This window comes from Streptomyces sp. NPDC025721 (assembly GCF_055558595.1).
Window position 1 is genome coordinate 585401 of sequence record NZ_JBVHMF010000001.1, and the last position, 25604, is coordinate 611004.

Sequence of the window (25604 nt, forward strand, 5' to 3'; positions counted from 1 at the left end):
ATTCGCGAGAGGAACCAGCTCATGTCCGCATTCGGTGAAGGCGCTCCCTGTTGGGCCGACGTCTCGCTTCCCGACCTCGCGGCCGGGCGGCGTTTCTACGGCGAGCTGTTCGGCTGGACGTTCGAGGACCAGGGCGAGCAGTTCGGGCACTACACGCTGGCCAAGCTCGACGGGAAGAACGCGGCGGCCCTGATGGGCAAGATGGACGAGTCGATGCCCACGGCCTGGGGCATACACCTGGCCACCGCGGACGCCGCGAAGACCGCGGCCAAGATCACCGAGGCGGGCGGGCACGTCGTCTTCGGCCCCGACGAGATCGGCGACACCGGTGTGCTGGTCGGCGCCGTCGACCCGGGCGGCTCCTTCTTCGGCGCCTTCCAGCTCCGCGGCCACCCCGGATTCGACGTGGTCAACGTGCCCGGTGCCTACTGCTGGACCGAGAACCACACGCGGGACGCGGCGGCGGTCGACGCCTTCTACGAGACGGTGTTCGGCTACGACGGCGTACAGGTCGGTGACGGCGTCCACTTCGACTACAAGGTGTGGTCCCGCCCCGGCGACCCCGAGGGCCAGCTCGCCGGCCGGATGAACAGCGCGTCCGGGGGCGGCGACGAGCCGCCCGCCTTCCAGGTCTACTTCGTGGTCGCGGACTGCGACGCCGCCGCCGACACCGTGGGCCGGCTCGGCGGACGGGTCGTCATGGGGCCGGAGGACTCGCCGTTCGGACGGATGGCCGTCGTCGCCGACGACCAGGGCGCGAGGTTCGCGATCATCGACGTGACGCGGAGGAGCGGCTCGATACCCGGCGCGTGAGCCGGATCAGAGCCGTTCGATGACGGTGACATTGGCCTGGCCGCCGCCCTCGCACATGGTCTGGAGGCCGTAGCGGCCACCGGTGCGCTCCAGGTGGTGCAGCAGGGTGGTCATCAGCCGGGCGCCGGTCGCGCCCAGCGGGTGGCCGAGGGCGATGGCGCCGCCGCACGGGTTGACCACGTCGGGGTCGGCGCCGGTCTCCTTCAGCCAGGCCAGCACCACGGAGGCGAACGCCTCGTTGATCTCCACCGCGTCGAAGTCGCCGATGGACATGCCCGTCCTGGCCAGGGCGTGTTCGGTCGCGGGGATCGGCCCGGTCAGCATGCGGATCGGGTCGGAGCCGCGGGCGGACAGATGGTGGATCCGCGCGCGGGGGGTCAGGCCGTGGTCGCGCACCGCCTGTTCGCTCGCGACGAGCAGCGCGGCGGCGCCGTCGGAGATCTGCGAGGACAGGGCCGCGGTGAGCCGGCCGCCGGGCACGATCGACGGCAGGGCGGCCATCCGCTCCGCCGAGGTGTCGCGGCGGGGGCCCTCGTCGGTGGCGAGTTCGGGGAGGGCGGCCGTTTCGCGGGCGAACCAGCCGCTGTCGAGCGCGTGCAGGGCGCGACGGTGGCTCTCCAGGGCGAAGCGCTCCATGTCCTCGCGGCTGATGTCCCAGTCGCGGGCGATGAGTTCGGCCCCGCCGAACTGGCTGACGGGCTGGTCGCCGTAGCGGGCGCGCCAGCCGGCGGACCCGGAGAACGGATCGGTGAAGCCGTACTCGCGGCCCACCACCATGGCCGCGCCGATCGGTATCCGGGACATGCTCTGGACGCCGCCCGCCACGACCAGGTCGCTGGTGCCGGACAGCACGGCCTGCGCCGCGAAGTGCACGGCCTGCTGGGAGGAGCCGCACTGCCGGTCGACGGTCACGCCCGGTACGTGCTCGGGCAGTCCGGCCGCCAGCCAGCAGGTGCGGGCGATGTCACCGGCCTGGCCGCCGATGGCGTCCACGCAGCCGAAGACGACGTCCTCGACGGCGCCGGGGTCGAAGCCGCCGCGTTCGACCAGGGCGGTCAGCACATGGGCGCCGAGGTCGGCGGGATGGACGGGGGCGAGCGCGCCGTTCTTGCGGCCGACGGGGGTGCGTACCGCTTCGACGATGTAGGCCTCGGGCATCGGGGGCTCCGTTCTCGCAGGGCTGGGAGGTGATGAGAGGTGACGTGAGGGTGATGAGAGAGGTGAGGCGATGTGAGGTGACGTGCCTTGAGGTGAGGGCGCGGTGGCGTGCGATGAGGTGCGTCCTGGCCGTACCGAGATCTGACGATCCGTCAGATAGTCGGTTATCCTAGCGCGGTGACGGACCTTTCCTTCAGTGCTCAACAGGACGCGTTCCGGCGGGAGATACGGGACTGGCTCGCCCGTCGGGTGCCGCGTGAGCCGCTGCCGTCGATGGACACGGCGGACGGTTTCCGCGCGCACCAGGAGTGGGAGCGGACGCTGTACGAGGCCGGGTGGGCGGTCGTCGGATGGCCGGAGGAGTACGGGGGAAGGGGCCTCGGCCTGGACGAGTGGCTGATCTTCGAGGAGGAGTACTGGCGGGCGGGCGCGCCGGGGCGCGTCGGGCAGAACGGCATCTTCCTGTTCGCGCCCACCGTCTTCGCCTTCGGTACGGAGGAGCAGCGGGCGCGGGTGCTGCCGCCGATGGCCAGCGGGGAGGAGGTGTGGGCGCAGGGCTGGTCGGAGCCGGAGGCGGGTTCCGACCTGGCGAATCTGCGGGCGCGGGCGGTACGGGACGAGGCGCGCGGCGGGTGGCGGCTGAGCGGGCAGAAGACGTGGAGTTCGCGGGCGGCCTACGCGCACCGGCTCTTCGGCCTCTTCCGGAGCGACCCCGACTCGCGGCGGCACCACGGCCTGACGTACTTCATGGTCGACCTGGCGGCGCCGGGGGTGACGGTACGGCCGATCCGGCAGCTCGACGGGGAGGCCGGATTCGCTGAGGTGTTCCTGGACGACGTGTTCGTGGCCGACCGGGACGTCCTGGGGGAGGCGGGGGAGGGGTGGCGGATCGCGATGTCCACCACCGGGAGCGAGCGGGGGCTGAGTCTGCGGAGCCCCGGACGGTTCCTGGCGGCGGCCGACCGGTTGCTCGACCTGTGCCGTCTGCGCCCGGAACAGGCGGCGCCGCACCGGGACGCGGTGGCGGACGTGTGGATGCGGGCGGAGGCGTACCGGCTGTACACCTACCGGACGGTGACGCGGATGCGGGAGGGCAAGGAGAGCGGGCCGGAGTCCTCGCTGAACAAGGTCTTCTGGTCGGAACTGGACCTCGACCTGCACGACATCGCGCTGCGCGTGCTCGGCGCGGAGGCGGAGCGGTGCGGGCCGTGGCTGGACGGCTACCTCTTCGCGCTCGCCGGACCCATCTACGCGGGCACCAACGAGATCCAGCGCAATGTGATCGCCGAGCGGCTGCTCGGCCTCCCCCGGGAGCCCCGCCGATGAGACTCGCGCCCACGCCCGACGAACAGCTCTTCGCCCGCACCGCCCGCGAGCTGCTGGCGGCGCGCTGCACACCGGCCGGCGTGCGCGCCGGGTTCTCGCGGGACCGCTGGCGGGCGCTCGCCGGGATCGGGGCGACCGGGCTGCTGGTCCCCGAGGAGTACGGCGGCCTCGGTCTCGGTTCCGGTCCCGGTGCCGACGACTACGGTCCCGGCGGCCACGGTTCCGGCAGCTATGGTCCCGGCGGCCGCGGTTCCGGCAGGCAGCACCTCGGAGGGCAGCACCTCGACGAGCCGCCCCTGGGCGCGCAGGCGCTCGTCGCGCTCACCGAGGAGGCGGGCCGTGCCTGCCTGCCCGAGCCCTTGCTGGAGGCGGCGGTCGCGGCGGAACTGCTCGGGGGGCTGCCGGAAGGGGCGGATGTGCTGCGCGGGCTGGCGGAGGGCGCGGCGACCGTCGCCGTGTCCCTTCCCGCCCGGGACCCGGCGCCGGGACCCGTACCCACGTCCGCATCCGCATCCGTATCCGAACCAGCAGGTCAACCCGTTGTCGCGCACGCCGCCCACGCTGATCACGTGCTGGTGGTCACGGAAGACGGTGAGCTGCGGGAGGCGGGGGCCGGGCCGCGTACGCCCGTTGCTGGGGTCGACCCGAATCGGGGGCTGGCGCGTGTGGCGGAAGGTGGCGGGCGGGTGCTCGCGCGGGAGTGGGGGGAGGCGGCCGGGAAGGCGGCGCGGCTTGGGGCGATCGGGGCGGCGGCCGACCTGGTGGGCGCGGCGGCGGCGATGCTGGAGCGGACGGTGGATTACGCCAAGGGCCGCGTGCAGTTCGGGTCGCCGATCGGCGAGCGGCAGGCGGTGAAGCACCGGCTGGCGGACGTCCTGCTGGCCGTGGAATTCGCGCGGCCTGTGGTGGCGCGGGCGGCGTACGCGTACGACCACGGGCTGCCCAGTGCGGCGCGGGACGCGGCCATGGCGAAGGTCTTCGCGAACGAGGCGGCGGGGAAAGCGGCGCGCGGGTGCCTCCAGGTGCACGGTGCGATCGGTTATACCGACGAGTACGACCTCTCGCTCTGGCTGCGCCGGGTGTGGGCGCTCTCCGCCGCGTGGGGCGATTCCACCCGGCATCGCGCCGCCGTGGCGGCCGACCTCTTCGCGCCGGGCGGCCCGTCCCGGTCCTGCCCGCCGCGCTGAACCCGCCGCCCCAGGACCAAGCCGCGACCGACCCGGGACCGTCCTGGCACCAAGCCGCGACCGCCCCGCGCGGCCCCCGTCCACGGGCGCCTGCCCCGACTCGCCCGCCCCGTAAGGCACTTGGACGCCGCCGGTGCGCCACGTGCGTCCCATGCCTCCCTCCCGGACGCCTCGTTCGGCGCGCCGCGCGCCGGAGACGGTGCGAATGGCGGATGATAACGAGTTCGCTCTCCGGGCGTGTCGCGGCGGCCCCGGGTTCGCAACCGGCGCCCATCCCAGGAAGAATCAGGCCCGTACCCTGGCGCTTGGGCCGGTCGAACGGGGTACGGAGCGCGCAGAGCGGGCAAAGCAGTACAGGCGGGCGCAAGCGCTCGATCACGACAGCACGGCACGAGCACGGCGACAACGGCAGAGCGACCACAGCACGACAGCACGACAGCACCACAGCGCAACAGCACGACGGCAGAGCGACAACGGAACGACGGTACGGCGCGCAGCACGGGGTAAGGCCGCGACAGCGCGGGCAACGCGGGCACGGGGAGGTGGCAGGGCAGTGGTGGAGCAGCTTACGCAGCACGACCCGAGACGGATCGGCCCTTTCGAGGTGCTGGCGCGGCTCGGCGCCGGCGGCATGGGGCTGGTCTATCTCGCCCGCTCGGCTTCCGGCCGCCGCGTGGCGATCAAAACCGTGCGCGCCGAACTGGCCGAGGACCAGCTCTTCCGGGTCCGCTTCACGCGTGAGGTGGAGGCCGCCCGCGCGGTCTCCGGCTTCTACACCGCGGCCGTTGTCGACGCCGACCCCCGCGCCGCCGTCCCGTGGCTCGCCACCGCCTACGTCCCGGCCCCGTCGCTGGAGGAGATCGTCAACGAGGCGGGCCCGATGCCCGCACAGGCCGTACGGTGGCTGGCCGCCGGAATCGCGGAGGCGTTGCAGTCGATCCACGCCGCCGGTCTCGTGCACCGCGACATGAAGCCGTCGAACGTACTCGTCGTGGAGGACGGGCCGCGCGTCATCGACTTCGGCATCGCGTCCGGCGTCTCCAACACCCGCCTGACCATGACGAACGTGGCCGTCGGCACGCCCGCCTACATGTCGCCCGAGCAGGCCCGCGACTCCCGCAGCGTGCGCGGCGCGAGCGACATCTTCTCGCTCGGCTCCACCCTGGTCTTCGCCGCGACCGGCCACGCGCCCTTCCACGGCGCCAACCCCGTCGAGACCGTCTTCATGCTGCTGCGCGAGGGCCCCAATCTCCACGGCCTGCCGCCCGAGCTGCGCCCGCTCATCGAGTCCTGCATGCGGATGGAGGCGGACCGGCGGCCCACCCCCGCCGACCTCCAGGCGCAGCTCGCACCGCATCTGTACTCCACCGGCGGCGACGACACGGGTACGGCGTCGGCCTGGCTGCCGCCCGGCGCGGTCGCGTTGATAGAGCAGCGCCGCAGCGGACGGCCCGCCGTCGCCGCGGGCGGCAGCCGGGGCGCGCACGCCGCGGGCCCGCAACTGCCCGGCAACGCGCCGCCGCTCCCGCCGAACTCCCCGCCCCGGCCGCAGCAGCCGCCGAACAACGCACCGGCGCACGCGGGCGCGCCCGACGGCCGCGGCAACCACCGCGCGCCCGTACCCGTATCCGGCCCCGCGGCCGGACCCGCGGCGGGCCCCGGCTCCGGTCCCACATCCGGTCCCGCCTCCGCCGTTCCCGTACAGCTCGCCGGTTCCGCGCCGATCGGTCCCGGGATGCGGGTCGCGGACGCCGCGGACCACAAGGCGGGGGCCGCGCCCGGTACGGACTGGGTACGCCGCCGCGCGGGCGCGCACCGCGCGAACGCCAACGCGGGCGCCAACGCCGGTGCCGTGGCGAACGGCGGCGCGGCCCAGGCCCCCGCCGCCCTCCCGGCGCAGCAGGGCCAGCAAGCGCAGCAGGCTCCGCAGTCACAGCAGCAGTCACAACAGCAGCAGCAATCACAGCCGCAGTCGCAGCAGGCCCAGCACGGCGCCCAGTCGGGCCTCCAGTCCCAGGCCGCCGCTCCCGGCGAGTGGCGGCCGTGGCGTTTCCGCATGTCGAACGATGTGTGGGGCACCCCCGTCGTCTCCGGCGGACTCCTCTACGTCACCTCCTTCGAAGTGCACGCGCTCGATGTGGCCAGCGGGCGCCGCCAGTTCAAGACCCGCGACGTCGCCTGGACGATGGCCGTCGACGGCGGCCGTATCCACGCCTCCGACGGCCCCAGCCTCTTCGCGCTCGACGCGGTCGACGGCGGCGAGCGCTGGCGTACGGCGATCGACGGCTGGGTGTACGCGCTGCGCGCCGACTCCGGCACGGTCGTGACCGCCACCCGCGGCGGCGGCATCCAGGCATGGGACGCGGCGCGCGGCGGACTGCGCTGGGAGCGGTCGGGCGCCCAGACCGAATTCGAGTCCCCGGACTCCGGGCCCACCGTCCTCGGCCGCGCCGTCTACTACCAGGGCGGCGGCCACCTGCACGCCGTCGACTCCCTCACCGGCGCCGAGATGTGGTCGTACCCGGTCGGCGAACCCGGCGTCGCGGGCTCCGTGCCCACCCGGCCGGTCGTCGCGGACGGCATCGTGCACCTCACCGCCGGGACGCGGGTCGTCGCGCTCGACGCCCGCAGTGGCGCCGAGCGCTGGCATTTCGACGCCCCCGCCGTCATGTTCTCGCCGCCCGCGCACGTGCCGGGGCCCGGCGTCTCGGGCGGCGGCGTGTACGTCGCCGACCACCTCGGCACCGTCTACGCCCTCGATCCCGCCGACGGGCACGCGCGCTGGCGCGTCGCCACCGAGCCGCGGCAGTCGCTGGAACCCGTCATCGTCGCCAATGGTGCGCTGCACCTCGGCGCGGGGAGCGCGCTCTACACGCTGGACGCCGTCAGTGGCGCGCCGCGGTGGCGCTTCGCGGCGCAGAACGAGATCGTCGGCTCGCCCGCCGTGGCGGCCGGGCGGGTGCACTTCGGGTCCAAGGACCACTGTCTGTACACGGTCGACGCGGCCGGGGGGCAGTTGCGGTGGCGGCTTGAGACCGGCGGGGAGATCACCGGGTCGCCGGTGACGTCGGAGGGGGTGGTGTACGCGTGCTCGAAGGACCGGTGCGTGTACGCGCTCGACGCGACGAAGGGGACCGGGGCGACTTCGCGTCGGGCGTGAGCCCGTGGGCCCTCAAACGCCGGGCGGGCTGATGCCCTCAGGCGCCGGGCGGGCTGGTGGGCGGGGGTTGCGCGCCGCTGGGCAGGTCGTCGGTGCCGGGCCGGGGCACCTCCTCGAACTGCGTCTGCCTGGTCGTGTCGTAGGCGTCGTCCACTTGTCGACGCAGTTCTGCGGGGGCACCCCGCCCCGTCTCCTCCTCCTCGTAGCGGGGTTCGTCATACCGGCCGTACGTCGGCTCGTCGTACCGGGGCTCCTCGAATACCGGCGTTGCGCGGCGCGGCCGGTGGCGGCCGGGGAGGACGGCGGCGGCGAGGAGGAGCAGGAGGCCGGAGGCGAAGGCGGTGGCGACGCCGTAGTCGAGGCCGTTGCCGCCGGCGGTGAGGGAGCCGGAGGCTTGGCCCTGGCGGACCATCCAGAGGATGGTGATGCCGAGGACGAGGAGGGCGGCGAGGGCGAGGGTGAGGCGGGAGCGGAGGAGGACGCCCAGGAGGGTGAGGAGGGCGGCGAAGGCCATGGGGAGGAAGAGGGAGCCGAGGAGGGCCGCCTTGTCAGGCGTCACGCCGACCCCGGTGAAGAGGTCGTCGACCCGGATGCCGGAGCCATGGCGGCCGCCGTACCAGGCACGGAAGGGGCTCCAGACGGCGCCCGCCGCTCCGATGAGGGCGAGAAGCGACCCGACGACGGTGCGGAACATCTCGTGGTCGCCTCGCTTCGCTCGCTCAGCCCCCTCGGGGCCGACGCTACGCCGCGACCGTCGCACCCGCCACGTGAGCCGCGCTCACCTCAACCGGAAGGCGGCGGGCCCCCGGGCGCGCCCGGTGAACAGCTCCGCCTGCCGCTCCGGCGGCAGATTGCCGAGTGCGATGAGGTGCGGCGCGAGCGCGGTGGCGTGCGCGCGGGCCGCCTCCCGGGCCGACCACACGGCGCGCACGGTGCCCTGGACGGCCTCGGTCGGGTAGGAGGAGAGGACGGCGGCGGCGCGCAGGGCGGTGGCGAGGAGGTCGGGGCCGGGCACGACCTCGGAGACGAGACCGGTCTCGTAGGCCCGTCGGGCGCTCACCCGTTCGGCGGTGCCCATGAGGGACATGCGCATGGCCTCGCCGTAGGGCATGCGCTGCGCCATGAGGACGGACTCGTAGGCGCTGACCATGCCGTAGGCGGTGTGCGGGTCGAAGAAGGTGGCGTCTTCGGCGGCGATGAGGAATTCGGCCTCGCCCAGGAGGTAGAAGGCGCCGCCGCAGGCCATGCCGTTGACGGCGGCGACGACCGGCTTCCACAGGTCGTTGGCCTTGGGGCCCGCGGTGAGCAGGGGGTCGTCGACGCAGTACGGGGACGACGGCTGCGGTACGTCGAGGCCGCGGTCGACGCCGGTGCAGAACGCCCGGTCGCCCGCGCCGGTGAGGACCACCGTCCGTACCGCGTCGTCGAAGCGCAGGTCGCGCCACACCTCGCGCAGCCCGTCCACGCTCGCGCCGTCCAGGGCGTTGTGCCGCTCGGGCCGGTCGAGGGTGACGAGCGCGACCCCGTCACCGGCCTCCGTGCGCCGGACGCTCATGGCCGCTCCAGCAGCCAGCGCGGTACGACGACGCCGTCCGTGGCGGCCGGGTCGGGGAAGGCCACCTTCACGGCGGCGCCGATCCGCAGCCGCGCCGGGTCCACGGAGTCGAGGCGCGCGTCGGCGCGGGCGACGAGGTTGCCGACCAGCCGGATCCGGCCGCCCTCGGGGGTCGCCTCTTCGGCCAGCTCCACCACGATCACGTTGTACGGGGCCTGCTCGGCGTAGTCGGGCAGCAGCGGGGGGTGGGCGACGACGTACGACCAGATCCGGCCGCGTCCGCTCATCCGCTCCCAGCGGGACCCGAAGGACCGGCAGTACGGGCAGCAGGGGCGCGGCGGGAAGCGGAGCCGTCCGCAGTCGGCGCACGCCTGGACGCGCAACTCGCCCTGGCGCGCGTACTCCCAGAAGGGCGCGCCGTCCTCGTCGATGACCGGCAGCAGCATCGCGGCTGTCAACTCCTCAGCAGCAGAGCGGATGTGGGGACGCACTCTCCCGCCGTGACCAGGCAGGTGGCGGCGTCGGGGACTTGGGCGGTGGAGGTGCCGCGCAGTTGCCTGACGCCCTCGGTGATGAGGTTGAAGCCGTGGACGTACGCCTCGGACAGGCCGCCGCCACCGGTGTTGATCGGCAGCCGTCCGCCGGTCTCCAGGGCGCCGCCCTCGGTGAAGGCGGCGCCCTCGCCGCGTCCGCAGAAGCCGTAGCCCTCGAGGGAGAGCGGGATCAGCGGGGTGAAGGCGTCGTATATCTGGGCGACATCGACGTCCTGCGGCCCGAAGTCGGCCTGTTTCCACAGGTGTCGGGCGGCGGTCCAGGACGGTCCGGTGAGCGGGTCGTCGGTCCAGTAGTTGACCATGCCGTGGTGCTGGGCGGGCAGGCCCTGCGCGGCGGAGTGCACGTAGACGGGCTTGCGGCGGCAGTCGCGGGCGCGTTCGGCGGAGACCACGACGCAGGCCAGGGCCCCGTCGGTCTCCATGCAGTTGTCGAACAGGCAGAGCGGTTCGCTGATCCAGCGCGCGGTCATGTACATCTCGCGGGTCAGCGGGCGCTCGTACATCAGAGCGGCCGGATTCTGGTTGGCGCGGTTGCGGCAGGCGAGCGCCACATTGAACAAGTGGTCGCGGGTGGCGCCGTATTCGTGCATGTAGCGGCGGGCGAGCATGCCGATCTCGTCGGCCGGGCGGAGCAGACCGTACGGCCGGGACCACTGCGCCGGGATGGGGAGCTGGACGGTGGTGCTGCTCCACGGGCGCGGTCCCGAGCCGCGTTTGCGCGACCGCCAGGCGACGCCGACCGACGCCTGACCGGTGGCGACGGCCGCCGCGAGGTGCGCGACGGTCGCGCACGAACCGCCGCCGCCGTAACCGGACTTGGCGAAGAAGGTCACATCACCCGCGCCGATCGCCTTGGCCAGCTCGACCTCGTCGGTGTCCTCCATCGTGTACGAGGCGAAGCCGTCGACCTCGCCGGGGTCGATGCCCGCGTCGTCGAGCGCGGCGAGCACCGCCCGGCACGCGAGCGTCTTCTCCGACTCCGGGAGCGACTTGGCGAACGGTGTCTGGCCTATCCCGACGATGGCCGTCGCGTCTTTCAGGGCAGCGCCGCCCATGGGCACACACCTCCGCGGGTCCCCGGATGCACTGACGAACTGCTGACAGGTCGTCAGGCTACCGTTAATCTGACGGGTAGTCAGCTACGGGAGAGGACGTCATGGATGTGGACCTGCGGGACGACGATCCGCGCGACACCTCGTACGGCGACACCTCGTACGGCGACACCTCGTACGGCGACACCTCGCACGGCGACACCTCGTACGGCGACGCCTCATCCGAGGGCGGTGCCTTCAACGACGGTTCATCCACGGCCGGTTCACCCGCCGACGACCCCCGCGCCGACCTCCGCTGGGGCACCCTGCCCCGCCTGGTGCGCGCCGCCGCCCGCGCCCACGGCGAGCACGAGGCCGTCGTGGACGGCCGCACCCGCGTCAGCTACGCCGAACTCGGCGCCCGCGTCGAAAGTGCCGCCGCCGCGGCCGTCGCCTCGGGACTGCGCCCCGGCGACCGGGTCGCGATCTGGGCGCCCAACTCGCTGAACTGGATCGTCGCCGCGCTCGGCGCGGTCAGCGCGGGCGGCGTCCTCGTCCCGCTCAACACCCGCTTCAAAGGCGCCGAAGCGGCCTGGATACTCCAACGCACCCGCGCCAGGCTGCTGTTCGTCACCGGCACCTTCCTCGGCACGTCGTACGTGGCCGCGCTGCGCCGCGCTGCGGGAGAGGGCGACGGCGAGGGACCGCTGCCCGGCCTGCCGCACCTGCGTGACGTCGTCGTCCTCGGCGACGACGCGCCGCCCACCGGATTCCTGTCCTGGCACGGCTACGTGGCGGCCGGCGCAGACGTACCCGCCGCGACCGTACGCGCCCGCGCCGACGCCGTGGCGCCCGGCGACCCCTCCGACATCATCTTCACCTCGGGCACGACCGGACACCCCAAGGGCGCCGTCATCACGCACGCCCAGACGCTGCGCGTCTACGGCGTCTGGAGCGCGCTGGCCGGACTGACCGCGGGGGACCGCTACTTGGTGGTCAACCCCTTCTTCCACACCTTCGGCTACAAGGCGGGCGTCATCGCCTGCCTGATGCGCGGCGCCGTGATCGTGCCGCAGCCCGTCTTCGACGTGGACACCGTCCTCGCCAACATCGCCGCCGAGCGGATCTCCGTACTGCCGGGCCCGCCCACCCTGCACCAGTCGCTGCTCGACCATCCGGCGCGCGCCGCCCACGACCTGTCCGCGCTGCGGCTCGTCGTCACCGGGGCCGCGGTCATCCCGCTGGAACTCGTCGAACGGCTGCGCGCCGAACTGCGGATCGCCACCGTCCTGACCGCGTACGGACTCACCGAGGCGTCCGGCACCGTCACCATGTGCCGCAGGGGCGACCCCGCCGCGACCGTCGCCGTCACCTCGGGGCGCGCCATCCCCGACACGGAGGTACGGGTCGACGCCGCGCCCGGCGCGCCCGGCGAAGTCCTGGTCCGCGGCTACCACGTCATGTCCTGCTACTTCGAGGACCCCGAGGGCACCGCCCGCGCCGTCGACCCCGACGGCTGGCTGCACACCGGCGACATCGGCGTCCTGGACCCCGAGGGGAATCTGCGGATCACCGACCGCCTCAAGGACATGTACATCGTCGGCGGCTTCAACGCCTACCCGGCGGAGATCGAGCAACTGCTGCTGCGCCACCCCGACATCCGCGACGCCGCCGTCATCGGTGTCCCCGACCCCCGCCTCGGCGAGGTCGGCCGCGCCTACGTCGTCCGCCGCCCCGGCTCCACCCTCACCGCCGACGACCTCATCGCCTGGTCGCGCCGCGAAATGGCCAACTACAAGGTCCCGCGCGGCGTCCGCTTCGTCCCCGAACTCCCGCGCAACGCGGGCGGGAAGGTCAAGAAGAACGAGCTGCGTACGGCCGCGGACTGACCCGCGCGCGGCCCGGCCCCTGACGAGGCTTGATTTGCGAGGCCCCGGCCCGCGGAAGCGGACTGACCGCGGCGCCCCCTCCGCGCCGCGGTCAGTCTTTGGTGCGCCCCCGGGTGCGTGCTGTGGAACCCCCCGCAGTCACCCGGCCCCCCCTTGGGCGGCTTTCACCGGTCCCCCTCGGCCCCCACCGAGGTTCCCCGGTCCCCCGATCCCCCGTGTTCCCCTGTTGCCCCGTGCTGTTTTCCCCTGATCAACCCCGTGGGTCCCCCTGCGGTCCCCTTGGGGTCCTCCGCGGCCCCGCCCTCCCCAGAGCGGGGTACGGAAGCTACTTGGTGGTGCCGTCCGTGTGGAAGTTGTCCGGCTTGACGACGGGCTTCTTCGGCGTGAGGAGCCCGTCCGGAGCCGTCTGCTCGGTGCCGTCGGTGTGGAAGTTGTCCGGGTCGACCGGCGGGTCCGTCTTCGGAAGCTTCGGAACTTCGGTGCTCATGGTGCTCTCCCTGTGTGCTTGGGGACGTGCTGTCGTGAAAGCCCGCCCGGTGGCGACCCCCGTACACCACCGAGCGGGCAGCTCGTGCAGTGATGGAATCGTGGCATCCACCGATAATCAACTGATAAACGGGCGCGTTGAGCGAATCGACCTGGGCTTATACCGCGACAGAGGGGGATGATTCGTCCCCCAACAGGCGCCGTACATCGGCCGCTTCGGGCGAACCGAGCGCGGTGAAGACGGCCAGGGCGTCGTGCCAGCAGGCGTGGGCACGGACCGGCTGGCCCATGCCGTCGAGCGCGCTGCCGAGTACGGTCAGGGCGTTGGCGGTGCGCCACTCGCCGCCGACCTCGCGGAGGATGACGAGCGACTGCTCGGTGTGGGCGGCGGCCTGCCGCCAACTGCCGCCCGCGAGGTGAACCTTGGACAGCCGGAAGAGCGTCATGCCCTCCCAGAACTGCTGCCGCGCCTCCCGGAAGATGCCCAGTGCCTCGGTGAGGCAGCTCAACGCGTCGTCGAGGCGGCCCTCCGCGGTGAGCGCGATGCCCATCGCGTACAGGCCGTTGCCGAGCCGGAAGCCGGCGCCCAACTCGCGGTAGATCGCGACGACCCGTTCGGTCGCCGCCACCGCGGCGGCGATGTCGCCCAGTTCGATCTGCGCGCGGGAGAGATTGCTGAGCGCCGCCGCCTCGCCGTGCTTGTTGCCGTCGGCGCGGAAAGCCTCAAGGGCGGTGGTGTGGTACTCCGCGCACGCCTCGAAGCGCTGGCCCTGATGGGCGATGCTGCCGCGCAGATTGGGCGCGTAGCTCGACGTCATCGGGTCCTCGGCGGCCAGGCCGAGCACCAGGGCGCGCTTGGCCTCGGTCTCGGCCTCCTCGAACCGGCCCGACATCCGCAGGAGTTGGCCGAGCCAGATCCGCCCGCGCCCCTCCACCAGCGTGTCCCCGCAGTCGTGCGCCGTCGTCACCAGTGTCCGCGTCGCCTGCTCGTATTGCCGCGCGTAGACACCGGACTCCATCAGGTCCTGGGCGACCAGCAGCAGGTCGACGGCGCGGCGCATCGGGCCCTCGCAGCCGCCGTCCGCGGCCTGCTGGACGGCCGCCAGCAGATTCTGCGCCTCGGAGAAGAGCCATTCCAGGGCCTCGTCCGGGGCGCCGAAGGTCAGGCCGGAGTGCGCGGTGAGGGCGAGGTGGTCCAGGACGCGGTCGCCGGGGTTCTCCAACTCGTAGGCGCAGGAGGCCGAGGCGAGGTAGAAGTCCAGCACCCGCGACAGCGCCGCGCAGCGCTCCCGCGGTGTCTCGTCGCGCTCCGCGCACTCGCGGGCGTACAGGCGCAGCAGGTCGTGGAAGCGGTAACGGGCGGGCGCGGCGGACTCGATGAGGCTGATGTCGACCAGCGCCTCCAGCAGCTCCTCGGCCTCGTACGGGTCCAGGTCGAGGGTGGCCGCCGCCGCGTGCAGCGAGATGTCCGGGCCGTCGGCGAGCGAGAGCAGCCGGAAGGCGCGGGCCTGCGGCGCCGACAGGTGGCCGTAGCCGAGGGCGAAGGTGGCCTTCACCGCGAGGTCCCCGGCCCGCAGTTCGTCCAGCCTGCGCCGCTGGTCGGCCAGTTTGTGGGCGAGTACGGAGACGGTCCAGGTGCGGCGGGCGGCCAGCCGGGACGCGGCGATCCGGATGGCCAGCGGCAGGAAACCGCAGGCCGCGACGACGTCGAGGGCGGCCTGGCGTTCGCTGGTGACGCGCTCCTCGCCGACGATCCGGGTGAAGAGCTGGAGCGCCTCCTCCGGCGACATCACGTCGAGGTCGACCAGATGCGCGCCCGCCAGGTCGACCATCCGCACCCGGCTGGTGACCAGGGCGGCGCAGCCGGGGGTGCCCGGCAGCAACTGGCGGATCTGCGCGGCGTCGTAGGCGTTGTCGAGCAGCGCGAGCACGCGGCGGCCGTCGAGGGTGGAGCGGTAGAGCGCGGCGCGGTCGGCCAGCGACTCGGGGATCGCGGAGTCCGGGGTGCCGAGCGCGCGCAGGAACGAGCCGAGTACGGCCTCGGGTTCCGCCGGGCGCGGGTCGGTGCCCTGGAGGTCGACGTACAACTGCCCGTCGGGGAAGGAGTCGCGGGCCGCGTGGGCGACATGGACGGCGAGCGTGGTCTTGCCGACGCCACCGATGCCCGCGACGGCGGAGACCGCCATCACCCCGCTGCCCTGCGACGCCTGGGCCAGTTGCTCGCTCAGTTCCCTGACCACATTGCGGCGGCCGGTGAAGTCCGCGACGGTCGCGGGCAGTTGCGCGGGCCGTACGATCTCGGCCGGTCCGGCGGCGGAACCGGCCGGGGCGGCGAGCGAGGGGTCGGCCTCCAGGATCTTCTGGTGCAGGTCCTTCAGTTCGGCCGACGGGTCGATGCCCAGCTCTTCGGCGAGCAGACGGCGGGTGTCGGCGTAGACGCCGAGCGCCTCGGCCTGCCGGCCGCTGCGGTAGAGGGCCAGCATCAGCAGGGCGCGCAGCCGCTCGCGCAGCGGGTGTTCGGCCGAGACCGCGGTGAGTTCGGAGACGGCCTCGGCGTGCGCGCCCAGCTCCAGGTCCAGTTCGAGACGGGTCTCGATCAGGCCGAGGTGCCATTCGGCGAGCCGGTTGCGCTGCGTCTCGGCGTGCGGCCCCGGAAGCCCGGCCAGCGGCTCGCCGTGCCACATCTCCAGGGCGGTGCCCAGCAGTTCGCGGGCGCGGACCGGGTCGACGGCGCGCTGCTTGTCGGCCTCGGCGGCCAGCCGCTCCACGACGGCGCAGTCCAGCGCGTCGTCGGCGACCCGCAGCGAGTAGCCGCCGGAGTCGGTGACCAGGGCCTCGGGGCCGAGCGCCTTGCGCAGCCGGAAGGCGTACGAACGCAGCGCGGCGAGCGCGGTGTTGGGCGGTGACTCTCCCCAGACGGCGTCGAGCAGTTCCGACGCGGTCGCCGTGCGCCCGCCGCGCAGCAGCAGCGCGGCCAGCAAGGCGCGCTGCTGTGGTGCGCCGGTGACGATCGGCTCGTCGTCTCGCCAGGCGCGCACCGGACCGAGGACCGCGAACCGCAGGCTGTTGCCCGGTTCCGTCCTGCTTTCCATCTCTGCCCCCTGAACGTGGACCTGCTCATTGTGTACCCGCGCCTGGAGCGGCGCACTGCTTGTGCCAGCCTCCGGCGGTGGTCGGCCGCCGGGCGCTGATTGGTGCGTGACCCGATTATTCGCGAAGCCGGGCGCCCCCGCGGCCCGTCGCCCGCACGTATATCAATCGTTCATCGCCGGACGGAACAGTTGTCCGCATGGCGCACGGGACCGAGGGTTCGGCACCGTCCGTGCCAGTTTGCCGTGTCGGGCCGCCGGGGTCACCCCGTGCAAGGACCCGAACCGGACTTGCAGCAAAAGTTGGGCTGGAATTTGAGGTTCCGTCTGTGCGTGCGCGGAGGTTGTGCTGTGTGGGACTGGTCCATGCCGGTGTGTGTCCTGCGAAAGAACAGGTAGCGGGCGTTTCATGTGTGCTGAGTGCACGAGTCATGCGGCAGGTGCCGGTGAGCCGGACGGGCCGATCGGGTCACTGCCTGTCAGGCCGAGGCACCTGCCGTCGGCCGCCGGTTCCGAGCTGTTCCGGGCTCCGGTACGCGAGGTGCGCCCGGTGCGCCCGGCCGGATCCGTACGACGGATGCCGGCCCCGGCCGCGGGGCCCGCGATGAGCGGCGAGGGCCGCGAGCGGCCCGGCGGCGGGGGCGGCGGCAACGGCGGCACGCGGCGGCTCGGGGACGCCGGACGGCTGCCCGGCGAGTTGCTGCGCCGCCGCGCCGAGCGCGCCCCGCAGGCCGTGCCCGCGCTGCCGTATCCGCGGACGACCGTCAGCGGCACCGCGGGGTGCAGCTTCGCCGAACTCGACCGGCGGGCCCGCGCGGTGGCCGCCCGGCTCGGCAGCCTGCTGGCTCCCGGCGCGCGCGTGCTGCTCGCCTATCCGCAGGGCCCGGACCTCGCGGGCGCCTTCTTCGGCTGCCTGTACGCGGGGATGGCCGCGGTGCCGCTGGTGCTGCCGGGACCGGGCGCCAACGACGCGGTCTCCCGCGCGGTCCGCCGCTGCGACCCCGACCTGGTGCTGACCGGCTCCGACGGCTGGTCCGCGCTGGCCGTCGACCGCACCCGTACCCAGGTGATGGAGGCGGACGGCGTCCGCGTCGCGGGCGAGCCCGTGTGGCGGCTGGCGCAGAACTGGCGGCCGGTCGGCGTCCTGCGCAGCGCGCCCGCGTACCACCGCTACTACGACGACGGCGTGGTCGGCGGGCGGCTGGAGCCCGCGATGGCGCACGCCGATCTCACCGAGGTGATGGGGGAGTTGGCGCAGGCGGTACGGCTGGGCACCGACGAGGAGAACGTCGGCTGGATCGCGGCCGTGCACGGCGTGGAGGACGCGGTGTGGCGGATTCTGCTGCCGGTGCGGGTGACCGACTGACGTCCGCCGCAGCCGGGGAGCCCCGGAGGCCCGTAGTGCCAACGATGTGACGACACGTTAGCTGACGGATCGTCAGATCGGCGCTACCGTTGTGCCCATGGAGACCTTCCCGAAGATCATCTCGGTGGACGACCACACCGTGGAGCCCGGCAACGTCTGGCGGGACCGGCTCCCGTCGAAACACCACGACACCGCGCCGCGCATCGTGCGCGCGCCCCTGAAGGAAATGACCTTCCTCGGCGGCCGGTTCGCGCCCACGATGGGCGAGCCGGGGGACGAGGGACCGCTCGCCGACTGGTGGCTGTACGAGGGCCTGCGCCGCCCGCTGACCCGGCTCGACACCGCCGTCGGCTACTCGCGCGACGAGATCAGGCTCGAAGCGATCACGTACGAGCAGATGCGGCCGGGCTCGTACTCGGTGCCCGAGCGGCTGGCCGACATGGACGTCAACCATGTGCAGTCCGCGCTCTGCTTCCCCACCTTCCCGCGCTTTTGCGGCCAGACCTTCACCGAGGCCGAGGACCACGACCTCGGGCTGCTGTGCGTGCGCGCGTACAACGACTGGATGGTCGAGGAGTGGTGCGGCCCGCAGGCGGGCGGGCGGCTGATACCGCTGACCCTGATACCGCTGTGGGACGCCGAGTTGGCCGCCGCCGAGGTACGGCGCAACGCGGCGCGCGGCGTACGGGCGGTCTGCTTCTCCGAGATCCCGCCGCACCTCGGACTGCCGTCGGTGCACACCGACTACTGGGACCCCTTCTTCCGCGCCTGCGACGAGACCGGCACCGTCATCGCCATGCACATCGGCTCCTCCAGCCGGATGCCGTCCACCTCCGCCGACGCGCCGCCCGCGGTCGGCTCCACCATCACCTTCGCCAACTGCTGCTTCTCGATGGTCGACTGGCTGATGTCCGGCGCCCTCGAACGCTTCCCGAACCTCAAGATCATGTACGCCGAGGGGCAGATCGGCTGGATCCCGTACATCCTGGAGCGCGCCGACGTCGTCTGGGAGGAGAACCGCGGCTGGGGCGGGGTCGCCGACAAGGTGCGGCGCCCGCCGTCCGAGACCTTCGCCTCGCACGTCTACGGCTGCTTCTTCGACGACGCGGTCGGCCTGCGCAATCTCGACGCGGTCGGCGTCGGCAACGTCCTCTACGAGACGGACTACCCGCACTCCGACTCCACGTGGCCCACGTCGCGCGAGGTCGGCGAGGCGCAGATGGGCCACCTCTCCCAGGACGTGGTGGAGCGGATCGTGCGCGGCAACGCCATCGACCTGCTCGGCCTGACCCCCGACGGCCTGTGGCCCGGGCCCGGTTCGAGCGCCGGGCCGGTCCCGGGACCCGGCGCGGGGGCGTAGGCCATGGGCGTCCCGCGCGTGCTGCCGCCAGGGCGGCTCTCCTACGGCATGCAACTCCCCGTCCAGTCGCAGAGCACGATGTACGCCGAGGGCTGGGAGGCCGACGCGGGCCCGGCCGAACTCGCCGCCGTCGCCCGCGCCGCCGACCGGCACGGCTTCGCGTACGTGGCCGTCTGCGACCACATCGCGGTGCCGCGCAGGCTGGCCGCCGCGATGTCCACCACCTGGTACGACCCGGTGGCCACCCTCGGCTATCTCGCCGCCGTCACCGAACGCGTGCGGCTGCTCAGCCATGTCGCCGTCGTCGGACTGCGGCACCCGCTGGCCACCGCCAAGCAGTACGCGACGCTCGACCGGCTCTCCGGCGGGCGGCTGATCCTCGGCGTCGGGGCCGGGCACGTGGTCGAGGAATTCGACGCGGTCGGCGCGGACTTCGCCGGGCGCGGCGGCGTGCTCGACGAGACCATCGACGCGCTGAAGGCGGCGCTCGGCGAGGACGAGTTCCCCGAACACCACGGCGAGCGCTACGACTTCGCCGGACTCGGGCAGCGGCCACGCCCGGTGCAGACGCCCCGGCCGCCGGTCTGGGTCGGCGGCTCGTCACCGGCCGCCGTCCGCAGGGCCGCCCTCAGGGGTGACGGCTGGCTGCCGCAGGGCGACCCGCGCGACCGGCTGCCGGGCCAGATCGACCGCGTCCGGCGGCTGCGCGCCGAGGCCGGGATCGCCGACCCGATCGAGATCGGCGCGATCGCGGAACCGCTCTACGTCGGCGAGCCCGGCTGGCACGTCGGCCGGTACACCCTGCACGGCGAGCCGGACGCGCTCGCGGAGAGCCTGCGCGCCTACCGGGCCATGGGCGTCGACCAGATCCAGGTGCGCTTCCGCAGCCGGGGCGTGGCCGAACTCCTCGACCAGATGGCGGCGTTCGCCGCCGATGTGGCACCGCACCTCGACACGTGAGGCCCGTTGCCCCCCGTTGACCCCCCGTTGTCCCACCACCCCCGGAGGCCCGGATGGGCAAGCTCGACGGCCGTACCGTCCTGATCACCGGCGCCGCGCGCGGCCAGGGCGAGCAGGAGGCCCGGCTCTTCGCCGCGGAGGGCGCGCGCGTGCTGCTCGCGGACGTGCTGGACGACCAAGGCGCGGCGCTGGCCGAGGAGATCGGCGACGCGGCCCGCTACACCCGGCTCGACGTCGGCAGCGAGGACGACTGGACGGCGGCGCTGGCGTACGCCGACGAGCAGTTCGGCGGCCTCGACGGACTGGTCAACAACGCCGGGATCCTGCGCTTCAACGCGTTGGCGAACACCCCGCTGGAGGAGTACCTCCAGGTCGTCCGGGTCAACCAGGTGGGCGCCTTCCTCGGCATGCGGGCCTGCGCGCCCGCGCTGACCGCCGCGGGCGGCGGCACGATCGTCAACACCGCGTCGTACACGGCGCTCAGCGGCATGGCACTGCTCACCTCGTACGCGGCGACGAAGGCGGCGATCGTCGCCATGACGCGGGTGGCGGCGCTGGAGCTGGCGCCGCACGGGATCAGGGTGAACGCGATGTGCCCCGGCGCCGTGGACACCCCGATGGCCAATCCCGCGGTGCTCGACCCGGCCGCCGACCAGGAGGCGATGGCGGCGGCCACCGCCCGCTTCTACCGCAAGCTGCTGCCGCTGGGCCGGATGGGCCGGGCCGACGAGATCGCCAGGCTCGCGCTCTTCTTGACCAGTGAGGACTCCTCGTACGTCACCGGGCAGCCGTTCGTCATCGACGGCGGCTGGCTGGCGGGAGTCGCGGCGCTCTGAGTCCGCCGTCGAGCGTATCTGACGGTCCATCAGCTATTGACGCCCCACCGTGCCGGTGGAAGAGTCGGATCAGATCTGACGGAGCGTCAGAAACCGGAGGATGGTGACCCCTTGGAATTCGGGCTCTTTGTACAGGGATATGTGCCCGCCGCGCGGGCCAAGGCCGACCCCGAGGCCGAGCACCACGCGCTGATCGAGGAGACCGAGTACGTCATCCAGGCGGACCGCTCCGGCTTCAAGTACGCCTGGGCCTCCGAGCACCACTTCCTGGAGGAGTACTCGCACCTGTCGGCCAACGACGTCTTCCTCGGCTATCTCGCCCACGCCACCGAGCGCATCCACCTCGGCTCCGGCATCTTCAACCCGCTCGCGCCGGTCAACCACCCGGTGAAGGTCGCCGAGAAGGTCGCCATGCTCGACCATCTCTCCGGCGGACGCTTCGAGTTCGGCTCGGGGCGCGGCGCGGGCAGCCACGAGATCCTCGGGTTCATGCCGGGCATCACCGACATGAACCACACGAAGGAGATCTGGGAGGAGACCATCGCGGAGTTCCCCAAGATGTGGCTCCAGGACGAGTACCCCGGCTTCAGCGGCAAGCACTGGTCGCTGCCGCCGCGCAAGATCCTGCCCAAGCCGTACGGCCGCTCCCACCCGGCGATGTGGTATGCGGCCGGCTCGCCGCCCTCGTACGCGATGGCCGCCCGCAAGGGCCTGGGCGTGCTCGGCTTCAGCGTGCAGAAGGTCTCCGACATGGAGTGGGTCGTCGAGTCGTACAAGTCGGCGATCGGGCAGGCCGAGCCGGTCGGCGACTTCGTCAACGACAACGTGATGGTGACCTCGACCGCCATCTGCGCAGAGACCACCGAGAAGGCGCGGCAGATCGCCGTCGGCGGCGGCCTCAACTACCTCCAGTCGCTGCTCTTCCGCTACCACGACACCTTCCCGCGCCCCGACGGCATCCCCGTCTGGCCCGAGCTTCTCCCGGACTACACCGAGGAGTTGATCGATCTGCTCATCTCCGAGGAGCTGATGATCTGCGGCAACCCCGACGAGGTGCTGGCGCAGTGCAAGCGCTGGGAGCAGGCGGGCGCCGACCAGTTGACCTTCGGGCTGCCGATCGGCATCGGCTACGAGGACACGATGAACACGATCAAGCTGATCGGCGAGCACGTCATACCCGTCATCGACACCGACCCGGTGCACCGCACGACCCGGTTCCGGCAGGCGGCGGCGTAACGCGACCGGGCGGCACGCACCAGCGCGACGTACGAGAGGAGCACACCCGTGTTCGACCATGTGATCAAGGGCGCCACCGTGGTGGACGGCACGGGCGCGCCCTCCCGTACCGCCGACGTGGCGCTGCGCGGCGGCCGGATCGCGGCCGTCGCCGAACCCGGCGGCCTCGGCGAGAGCGGGCGCTCCCAGGAGGACGCCACCGGCCTCGTCCTGACCCCCGGCTTCGTCGACCCGCACACCCACTACGACGCCCAGCTCTTCTGGGACCCCTTCGCCACGCCCTCGATGAGCCACGGCGTGACCACCGTCGCGGGCGGCAACTGCGGCTTCACGCTCGCGCCGCTCCACCCCGACCGGCCCGAAGACGCCGACTACACCCGGCGGATGATGTCCAAGGTCGAGGGCATGTCGCTGGCGGCGCTCGAAGAGGGCGTCGACTGGACGTGGTCGTCCTTCGGCGACTACCTCGACGCCCTGGAGGGGCGGATCGCCGTCAACGCCGGTTTCATGGTGGGCCACTGCGCGCTGCGCCGCCATGTCATGGGCGCCGACGCGGTCGGCGGACAGCCCACGCGGGACCAACTCGACGCCATGCTGCGGCTCTTCCACGAATCCATGGAAGCCGGCGGCTGGGGCCTTTCCACCACGCAGTCCAGTACGCACTCCGACGGCGACGGACGGCCGGTCGCGTCCCGGCACGCCCGGCCGGACGAACTCCTGGCCCTGTCACGGGCGGTGGGCGAACACGAGGGCACCCAGATCGAGGCCATCGTGGCGGGCTGCCTCGACCAGTTCGCGGACGAGGAGATCGACCTGCTCGTGGAGATGAGCGCCGTCGCCGGGCGCCCGCTCAACTGGAACGTCCTCACCATCGACGCCGCCGTCCCCGAACGCGTCCCGCGCCAGCTCCTCGCCTCGGAGCGGGCCCGCAAGGCGGGCGGCCGGATCGTCGCCCTCACCATGCCGATCCTCACCCCCATGAACATGTCGCTCGGCACCTTCTGCGCCCTCAACCTCATCCCCGGCTGGGGCGACATCCTCGCCCTGCCCGTCCCCGAACGCATCGCGCGGCTGCGGCAGCCCGCCGTACGCGCCGAGATGCTGCGCCGCGCCACCAGCCCCGAGGCCGGGGTCTTCCGCCGCCTCGCCGACTTCGGCCGCTACGTGATCGGCGACACGTACAGCGACGCGAATCAGGGGGTGTCGGGGCGGGTCGTCCGCGACATCGCGGCCGAACGCGGGCAGGAACCCTTCGAGACGATCGTCGAGATCTGCGCCAACGACCGCATGCGCACGGTGCTCTGGCCGATGCCCACCGACAACGACCCCGACTCCTGGGCGCTGCGCCGCCGCACCTGGGACCACGAGGACGTCATGCTCGGCGGCTCCGACGCGGGCGCCCACCTCGACCGGATGTGCGGCGCCCCGTACACCACCCGCTTCCTCGGCGACTGCCTGCGCGGACGCCAACTCCTCCCGCTGGAACGCGCCGTCCGCATGCTCACCGCCGACCCCGCCCGCCTCTTCGGCCTGCGCGGCCGAGGCGTGATCACCCCGGGCAACGCCGCCGACCTCGTCCTCTTCGACCCCGAACGCATCGACGCGGGCCCCGCCACCCTCCTCCACGACCTCCCCGGCGACAGCCCCCGCCTCGACTCCCGCGCCACCGGCATCCTCAGCGTCCGCGTCAACGGCGTCGAGACGATCCGCGACGACACCGTCACCGGCGCCGTCCCCGGCACCGTCCTGAGATCCGGCCGCGACACGGCAACCGTCCGAACCACCCCCTGAGCGGCGGAGGACCGCGGGGCCGGTGCCGTGCTGGGCGCTGCCGTGCTGGGCGCTGCGCGGGCGGGGCGTCGCGCTCACCCCGCTGGAGGCGGACGATGAGGTACGGCCGCCGGTCCGCGTCGGTCGTCGCGTCGGTCGTCGCGTCGGTCGTCCCGTCGGTCTTCGCATCCGTCGTCGCGTCGGACTCCGGTCCTGGGCCCCGGGCCCGGGGGGACTGACAGACTGGCGCGTACGCGCGGCATTCGCGGCACCCCTGGCTCCAGCCCTCCTGCCCCCGTGCGCCGAGATCGGAGCGAAGTGATGAAGGCGGCCCGTTTCAGCCGGTTCGGGGGACCCGAGGTCCTGGAGATCGTGGACCTTCCCGATCCGCACCCGGGCCCCGGCCGGATCCGTATCGCGGTACGCGCGGCGGGACTCAACGCGAGCGACTGGAAGAAGCGGAAGGGCCTCATGGACGAGGAGCTTCCGCAGACCCTGGGGTACGAGGCGGCGGGCGTCGTCGACGAGGTCGGCGAAGGGGTCACCGATGTGGCCGTCGGCGACCGCGTGTTCGGCCTCTGCGCCGAGGGCGCCGCGCAGGCCGAGCTGGCGGTGCTCTCCTTCTACGCGCCGATCCCGGCGTCGCTCGACTTCGCCGGGGCCGCCGCGCTGCCGTCCGCCGTCGAGACGGCGGCGCGCGGCCTGGACCAGCTCGGCGTCCGCGGCGGCACCGTCCTGATCAACGGCGCCTCCGGGAGCGTCGGCGCCGCCGCCGTGCAGCTCGCCGTGGCGCGCGGCGCCCGCGTCATCGGCACCGCGAGCCCGGCCAACCACGACTTCCTCCGCTCGCTCGGCGCCGAACCCGTCTCGTACGGCGACGGTCTCTCCGACCGCGTCCGCGCGCTCGCCCCCGACGGCGTGGACACCGCCCTCGACGTCGCCGGGAGCGGCGCCCTCCCCGAACTCATCGCCCTCGCGGGCGGCCCCGGCCACGTCGTCACCCTCGCGGACTTCCTCGGCGCCCGCGAGCACGGCGTCACCTTCAGCCGCGGTGACAGCGGCCGGGCCCTCTACGTCCTCACCGAGATCGGCCCGCTGATCGAGGCGGGCCGCTTCTCGCTGCCCGTCGCCCGGACGTTCCCCCTCGCCGACATCGCACAGGCGCACCGCCTCAGCGAGGAGGGCCACGTACGGGGCAAGATCGTGCTGACGGTCAACGCCGCGTAGCCGCCCGCGCGGTTCACGCCGTGCCAAGTGCGTGCGACTCACGGTCAACTCCCGCTCGGCGGGGGCGCCTTAGCCTTCCCGTACGAGGTGTCACCCCGACGTGTCACGCACAGAAGCGGAGCTGCCGTGTTCGCCGCCTATCTGACGGTCACCATCCTCGGCGCCCTCTTCAACGGCGCCGCCGCCGTCACCTACCTCATCGGCCACGAATACCCCAAGACCCAGGCCGACATGAAGGGCCTGCCCCGCAAGTGGGTGCCCGTCCTCGGCGCGTTGCTCGCCGCCGGCACGGTCGGCCTGCTGGCCGGGCTCGCCGTCCCCGTCCTCGGCACCCTCGCCGCCTGCGGCCTCATCCTCTACTTCATCGGCGCCGTCACCGCCCACCTCCGCGTCGGCTCCCGCGACATCCTCGGCGGCATCGTCTTCCTCGCCACCGCGGCAGCCGCCCTGACCCTGGGCCTCGCCCACCACGGCGCCTGGTAGTCCTCCGAGCGTGACGGTGCCGTCGGGGTTTCGGGAGGCCGACGGCCAGTAAGGGCGTACCGCGTACCGGACGCGCTCAGTGATGCGCCGATAACGCTCTGGATTTGAGCCGTTCACT

At 73.1% G+C, this 25604-nt stretch carries 20 protein-coding genes; 13 read left to right on the top strand and 7 right to left on the bottom strand.

The window, feature by feature from the left end:
- Positions 1-21: 21 nt before the first annotated feature.
- Positions 22-813, top strand: coding sequence for a VOC family protein (locus ACZ4EF_RS02620; protein ID WP_355337642.1), 792 nt, complete (start codon positions 22-24; stop codon positions 811-813).
- A 6-nt stretch (positions 814-819) separates the two neighbouring features.
- On the opposite strand, the gene ACZ4EF_RS02625 is transcribed toward ACZ4EF_RS02620, so the two are convergent.
- Positions 820-1971, bottom strand: a complete 1152-nt coding sequence (locus ACZ4EF_RS02625; protein WP_467502378.1) for an acetyl-CoA C-acetyltransferase — start codon at positions 1969-1971, stop codon at positions 820-822.
- Between the two features lie 177 nt (positions 1972-2148).
- Here ACZ4EF_RS02625 and ACZ4EF_RS02630 point away from each other — a divergent pair, with 177 nt between their 5' ends.
- From ACZ4EF_RS02630 to ACZ4EF_RS02640, 3 genes are all read left to right on the top strand, one after another.
- Positions 2149-3297: an acyl-CoA dehydrogenase family protein gene (locus ACZ4EF_RS02630; RefSeq protein WP_355337648.1), complete on the top strand. Its 1149-nt coding sequence runs from the start codon at positions 2149-2151 to the stop codon at positions 3295-3297.
- Entirely contained in the window at positions 3294-4484 is a 1191-nt protein-coding gene (locus tag ACZ4EF_RS02635; protein WP_467502380.1) for an acyl-CoA dehydrogenase family protein, read from the top strand. Before ACZ4EF_RS02630 ends, ACZ4EF_RS02635 begins: the two co-directional genes overlap by 4 nt.
- A 553-nt stretch (positions 4485-5037) precedes the next feature.
- Positions 5038-7644: a serine/threonine-protein kinase gene (locus ACZ4EF_RS02640; protein WP_391162420.1), complete on the top strand. Its 2607-nt coding sequence runs from the start codon at positions 5038-5040 to the stop codon at positions 7642-7644.
- A gap of 37 nt (positions 7645-7681) precedes the next feature.
- On the opposite strand, the gene ACZ4EF_RS02645 is transcribed toward ACZ4EF_RS02640, so the two are convergent.
- The 4 genes from ACZ4EF_RS02645 to ACZ4EF_RS02660 all read right to left on the bottom strand — a co-directional run bounded on the left by ACZ4EF_RS02645 (position 7682) and on the right by ACZ4EF_RS02660 (position 10808).
- Positions 7682-8338 (bottom strand): hypothetical protein, encoded by a 657-nt coding sequence (locus ACZ4EF_RS02645; RefSeq protein ID WP_355337657.1) that lies wholly within the window; start codon positions 8336-8338, stop codon positions 7682-7684.
- Positions 8339-8422: 84 nt separating this feature from the next.
- The gene (locus tag ACZ4EF_RS02650; protein ID WP_467502383.1) at positions 8423-9199 is read right to left on the bottom strand and encodes an enoyl-CoA hydratase/isomerase family protein; all 777 of its coding nucleotides are present in this window, start codon (positions 9197-9199) and stop codon (positions 8423-8425) included.
- Positions 9196-9645 (bottom strand): Zn-ribbon domain-containing OB-fold protein, encoded by a 450-nt coding sequence (locus tag ACZ4EF_RS02655; protein WP_401310583.1) that lies wholly within the window; start codon positions 9643-9645, stop codon positions 9196-9198. Before ACZ4EF_RS02655 ends, ACZ4EF_RS02650 begins: the two co-directional genes overlap by 4 nt.
- Before the next feature lie 8 nt (positions 9646-9653).
- A complete protein-coding gene (locus ACZ4EF_RS02660) occupies positions 9654-10808 on the bottom strand; it encodes a lipid-transfer protein (protein ID WP_391043232.1) in 1155 nt (384 codons plus the stop codon).
- Between the two features lie 101 nt (positions 10809-10909).
- Here ACZ4EF_RS02660 and ACZ4EF_RS02665 point away from each other — a divergent pair, with 101 nt between their 5' ends.
- Positions 10910-12673 (top strand): FadD3 family acyl-CoA ligase, encoded by a 1764-nt coding sequence (locus ACZ4EF_RS02665; protein ID WP_467502385.1) that lies wholly within the window; start codon positions 10910-10912, stop codon positions 12671-12673.
- 325 nt (positions 12674-12998) lie between these two features.
- Here ACZ4EF_RS02665 and ACZ4EF_RS02670 read toward each other — a convergent pair whose 3' ends face one another.
- Both ACZ4EF_RS02670 and afsR read right to left on the bottom strand, forming a co-directional pair.
- A complete protein-coding gene (locus ACZ4EF_RS02670) occupies positions 12999-13160 on the bottom strand; it encodes a hypothetical protein (protein ID WP_355337672.1) in 162 nt (53 codons plus the stop codon).
- 157 nt (positions 13161-13317) lie between these two features.
- A complete protein-coding gene (gene afsR, locus ACZ4EF_RS02675; RefSeq protein ID WP_355337675.1) occupies positions 13318-16251 on the bottom strand; it encodes an SARP-family global regulator AfsR in 2934 nt (977 codons plus the stop codon).
- 601 nt (positions 16252-16852) lie between these two features.
- Between afsR and ACZ4EF_RS02680 the strand changes: the two genes are divergently transcribed.
- From ACZ4EF_RS02680 to ACZ4EF_RS02715, 8 genes are all read left to right on the top strand, one after another.
- Positions 16853-17614: an AMP-binding protein gene (locus ACZ4EF_RS02680; protein WP_355337678.1), complete on the top strand. Its 762-nt coding sequence runs from the start codon at positions 16853-16855 to the stop codon at positions 17612-17614.
- Between the two features lie 97 nt (positions 17615-17711).
- A complete protein-coding gene (locus tag ACZ4EF_RS02685; RefSeq protein ID WP_355337681.1) occupies positions 17712-18974 on the top strand; it encodes an amidohydrolase family protein in 1263 nt (420 codons plus the stop codon).
- A 3-nt stretch (positions 18975-18977) separates the two neighbouring features.
- Positions 18978-19934 (top strand): LLM class F420-dependent oxidoreductase, encoded by a 957-nt coding sequence (locus tag ACZ4EF_RS02690; protein ID WP_467502388.1) that lies wholly within the window; start codon positions 18978-18980, stop codon positions 19932-19934.
- A 53-nt stretch (positions 19935-19987) separates the two neighbouring features.
- Positions 19988-20770 carry an SDR family NAD(P)-dependent oxidoreductase gene (locus tag ACZ4EF_RS02695; protein WP_391162415.1) on the top strand — a complete coding sequence of 261 codons (783 nt, stop codon included), beginning with the start codon at positions 19988-19990 and terminating at the stop codon, positions 20768-20770.
- A gap of 111 nt (positions 20771-20881) precedes the next feature.
- Positions 20882-22006 carry an LLM class flavin-dependent oxidoreductase gene (locus ACZ4EF_RS02700; RefSeq protein ID WP_391043245.1) on the top strand — a complete coding sequence of 375 codons (1125 nt, stop codon included), beginning with the start codon at positions 20882-20884 and terminating at the stop codon, positions 22004-22006.
- Between the two features lie 48 nt (positions 22007-22054).
- The gene (locus ACZ4EF_RS02705) at positions 22055-23797 is read left to right on the top strand and encodes an N-acyl-D-amino-acid deacylase family protein (RefSeq protein ID WP_467502390.1); all 1743 of its coding nucleotides are present in this window, start codon (positions 22055-22057) and stop codon (positions 23795-23797) included.
- A gap of 300 nt (positions 23798-24097) precedes the next feature.
- Positions 24098-25003 (top strand): NADP-dependent oxidoreductase, encoded by a 906-nt coding sequence (locus ACZ4EF_RS02710; RefSeq protein ID WP_355337695.1) that lies wholly within the window; start codon positions 24098-24100, stop codon positions 25001-25003.
- Positions 25004-25129: 126 nt separating this feature from the next.
- Positions 25130-25486 carry a DoxX family protein gene (locus tag ACZ4EF_RS02715; RefSeq protein WP_391043251.1) on the top strand — a complete coding sequence of 119 codons (357 nt, stop codon included), beginning with the start codon at positions 25130-25132 and terminating at the stop codon, positions 25484-25486.
- Positions 25487-25604 lie beyond the last annotated feature (118 nt).

Coding starts and splice junctions, on each gene's coding strand:
- ACZ4EF_RS02620 (WP_355337642.1), top strand. CDS start 22: ATGTCCGCATTCGGTGAAGGCGCTCCCTGTTGGGCCGACGTCTCGCTT.
- ACZ4EF_RS02625 (WP_467502378.1), bottom strand. CDS start 1,971: ATGCCCGAGGCCTACATCGTCGAAGCGGTACGCACCCCCGTCGGCCGC.
- ACZ4EF_RS02635 (WP_467502380.1), top strand. CDS start 3,294: ATGAGACTCGCGCCCACGCCCGACGAACAGCTCTTCGCCCGCACCGCC.
- ACZ4EF_RS02645 (WP_355337657.1), bottom strand. CDS start 8,338: ATGTTCCGCACCGTCGTCGGGTCGCTTCTCGCCCTCATCGGAGCGGCG.
- ACZ4EF_RS02650 (WP_467502383.1), bottom strand. CDS start 9,199: ATGAGCGTCCGGCGCACGGAGGCCGGTGACGGGGTCGCGCTCGTCACC.
- ACZ4EF_RS02655 (WP_401310583.1), bottom strand. CDS start 9,645: ATGCTGCTGCCGGTCATCGACGAGGACGGCGCGCCCTTCTGGGAGTAC.
- ACZ4EF_RS02660 (WP_391043232.1), bottom strand. CDS start 10,808: ATGGGCGGCGCTGCCCTGAAAGACGCGACGGCCATCGTCGGGATAGGC.
- ACZ4EF_RS02665 (WP_467502385.1), top strand. CDS start 10,910: ATGGATGTGGACCTGCGGGACGACGATCCGCGCGACACCTCGTACGGC.
- ACZ4EF_RS02670 (WP_355337672.1), bottom strand. CDS start 13,160: ATGAGCACCGAAGTTCCGAAGCTTCCGAAGACGGACCCGCCGGTCGAC.
- afsR (WP_355337675.1), bottom strand. CDS start 16,251: ATGGAAAGCAGGACGGAACCGGGCAACAGCCTGCGGTTCGCGGTCCTC.
- ACZ4EF_RS02680 (WP_355337678.1), top strand. CDS start 16,853: ATGAGCGGCGAGGGCCGCGAGCGGCCCGGCGGCGGGGGCGGCGGCAAC.
- ACZ4EF_RS02685 (WP_355337681.1), top strand. CDS start 17,712: ATGGAGACCTTCCCGAAGATCATCTCGGTGGACGACCACACCGTGGAG.
- ACZ4EF_RS02690 (WP_467502388.1), top strand. CDS start 18,978: ATGGGCGTCCCGCGCGTGCTGCCGCCAGGGCGGCTCTCCTACGGCATG.
- ACZ4EF_RS02695 (WP_391162415.1), top strand. CDS start 19,988: ATGGGCAAGCTCGACGGCCGTACCGTCCTGATCACCGGCGCCGCGCGC.
- ACZ4EF_RS02710 (WP_355337695.1), top strand. CDS start 24,098: ATGAAGGCGGCCCGTTTCAGCCGGTTCGGGGGACCCGAGGTCCTGGAG.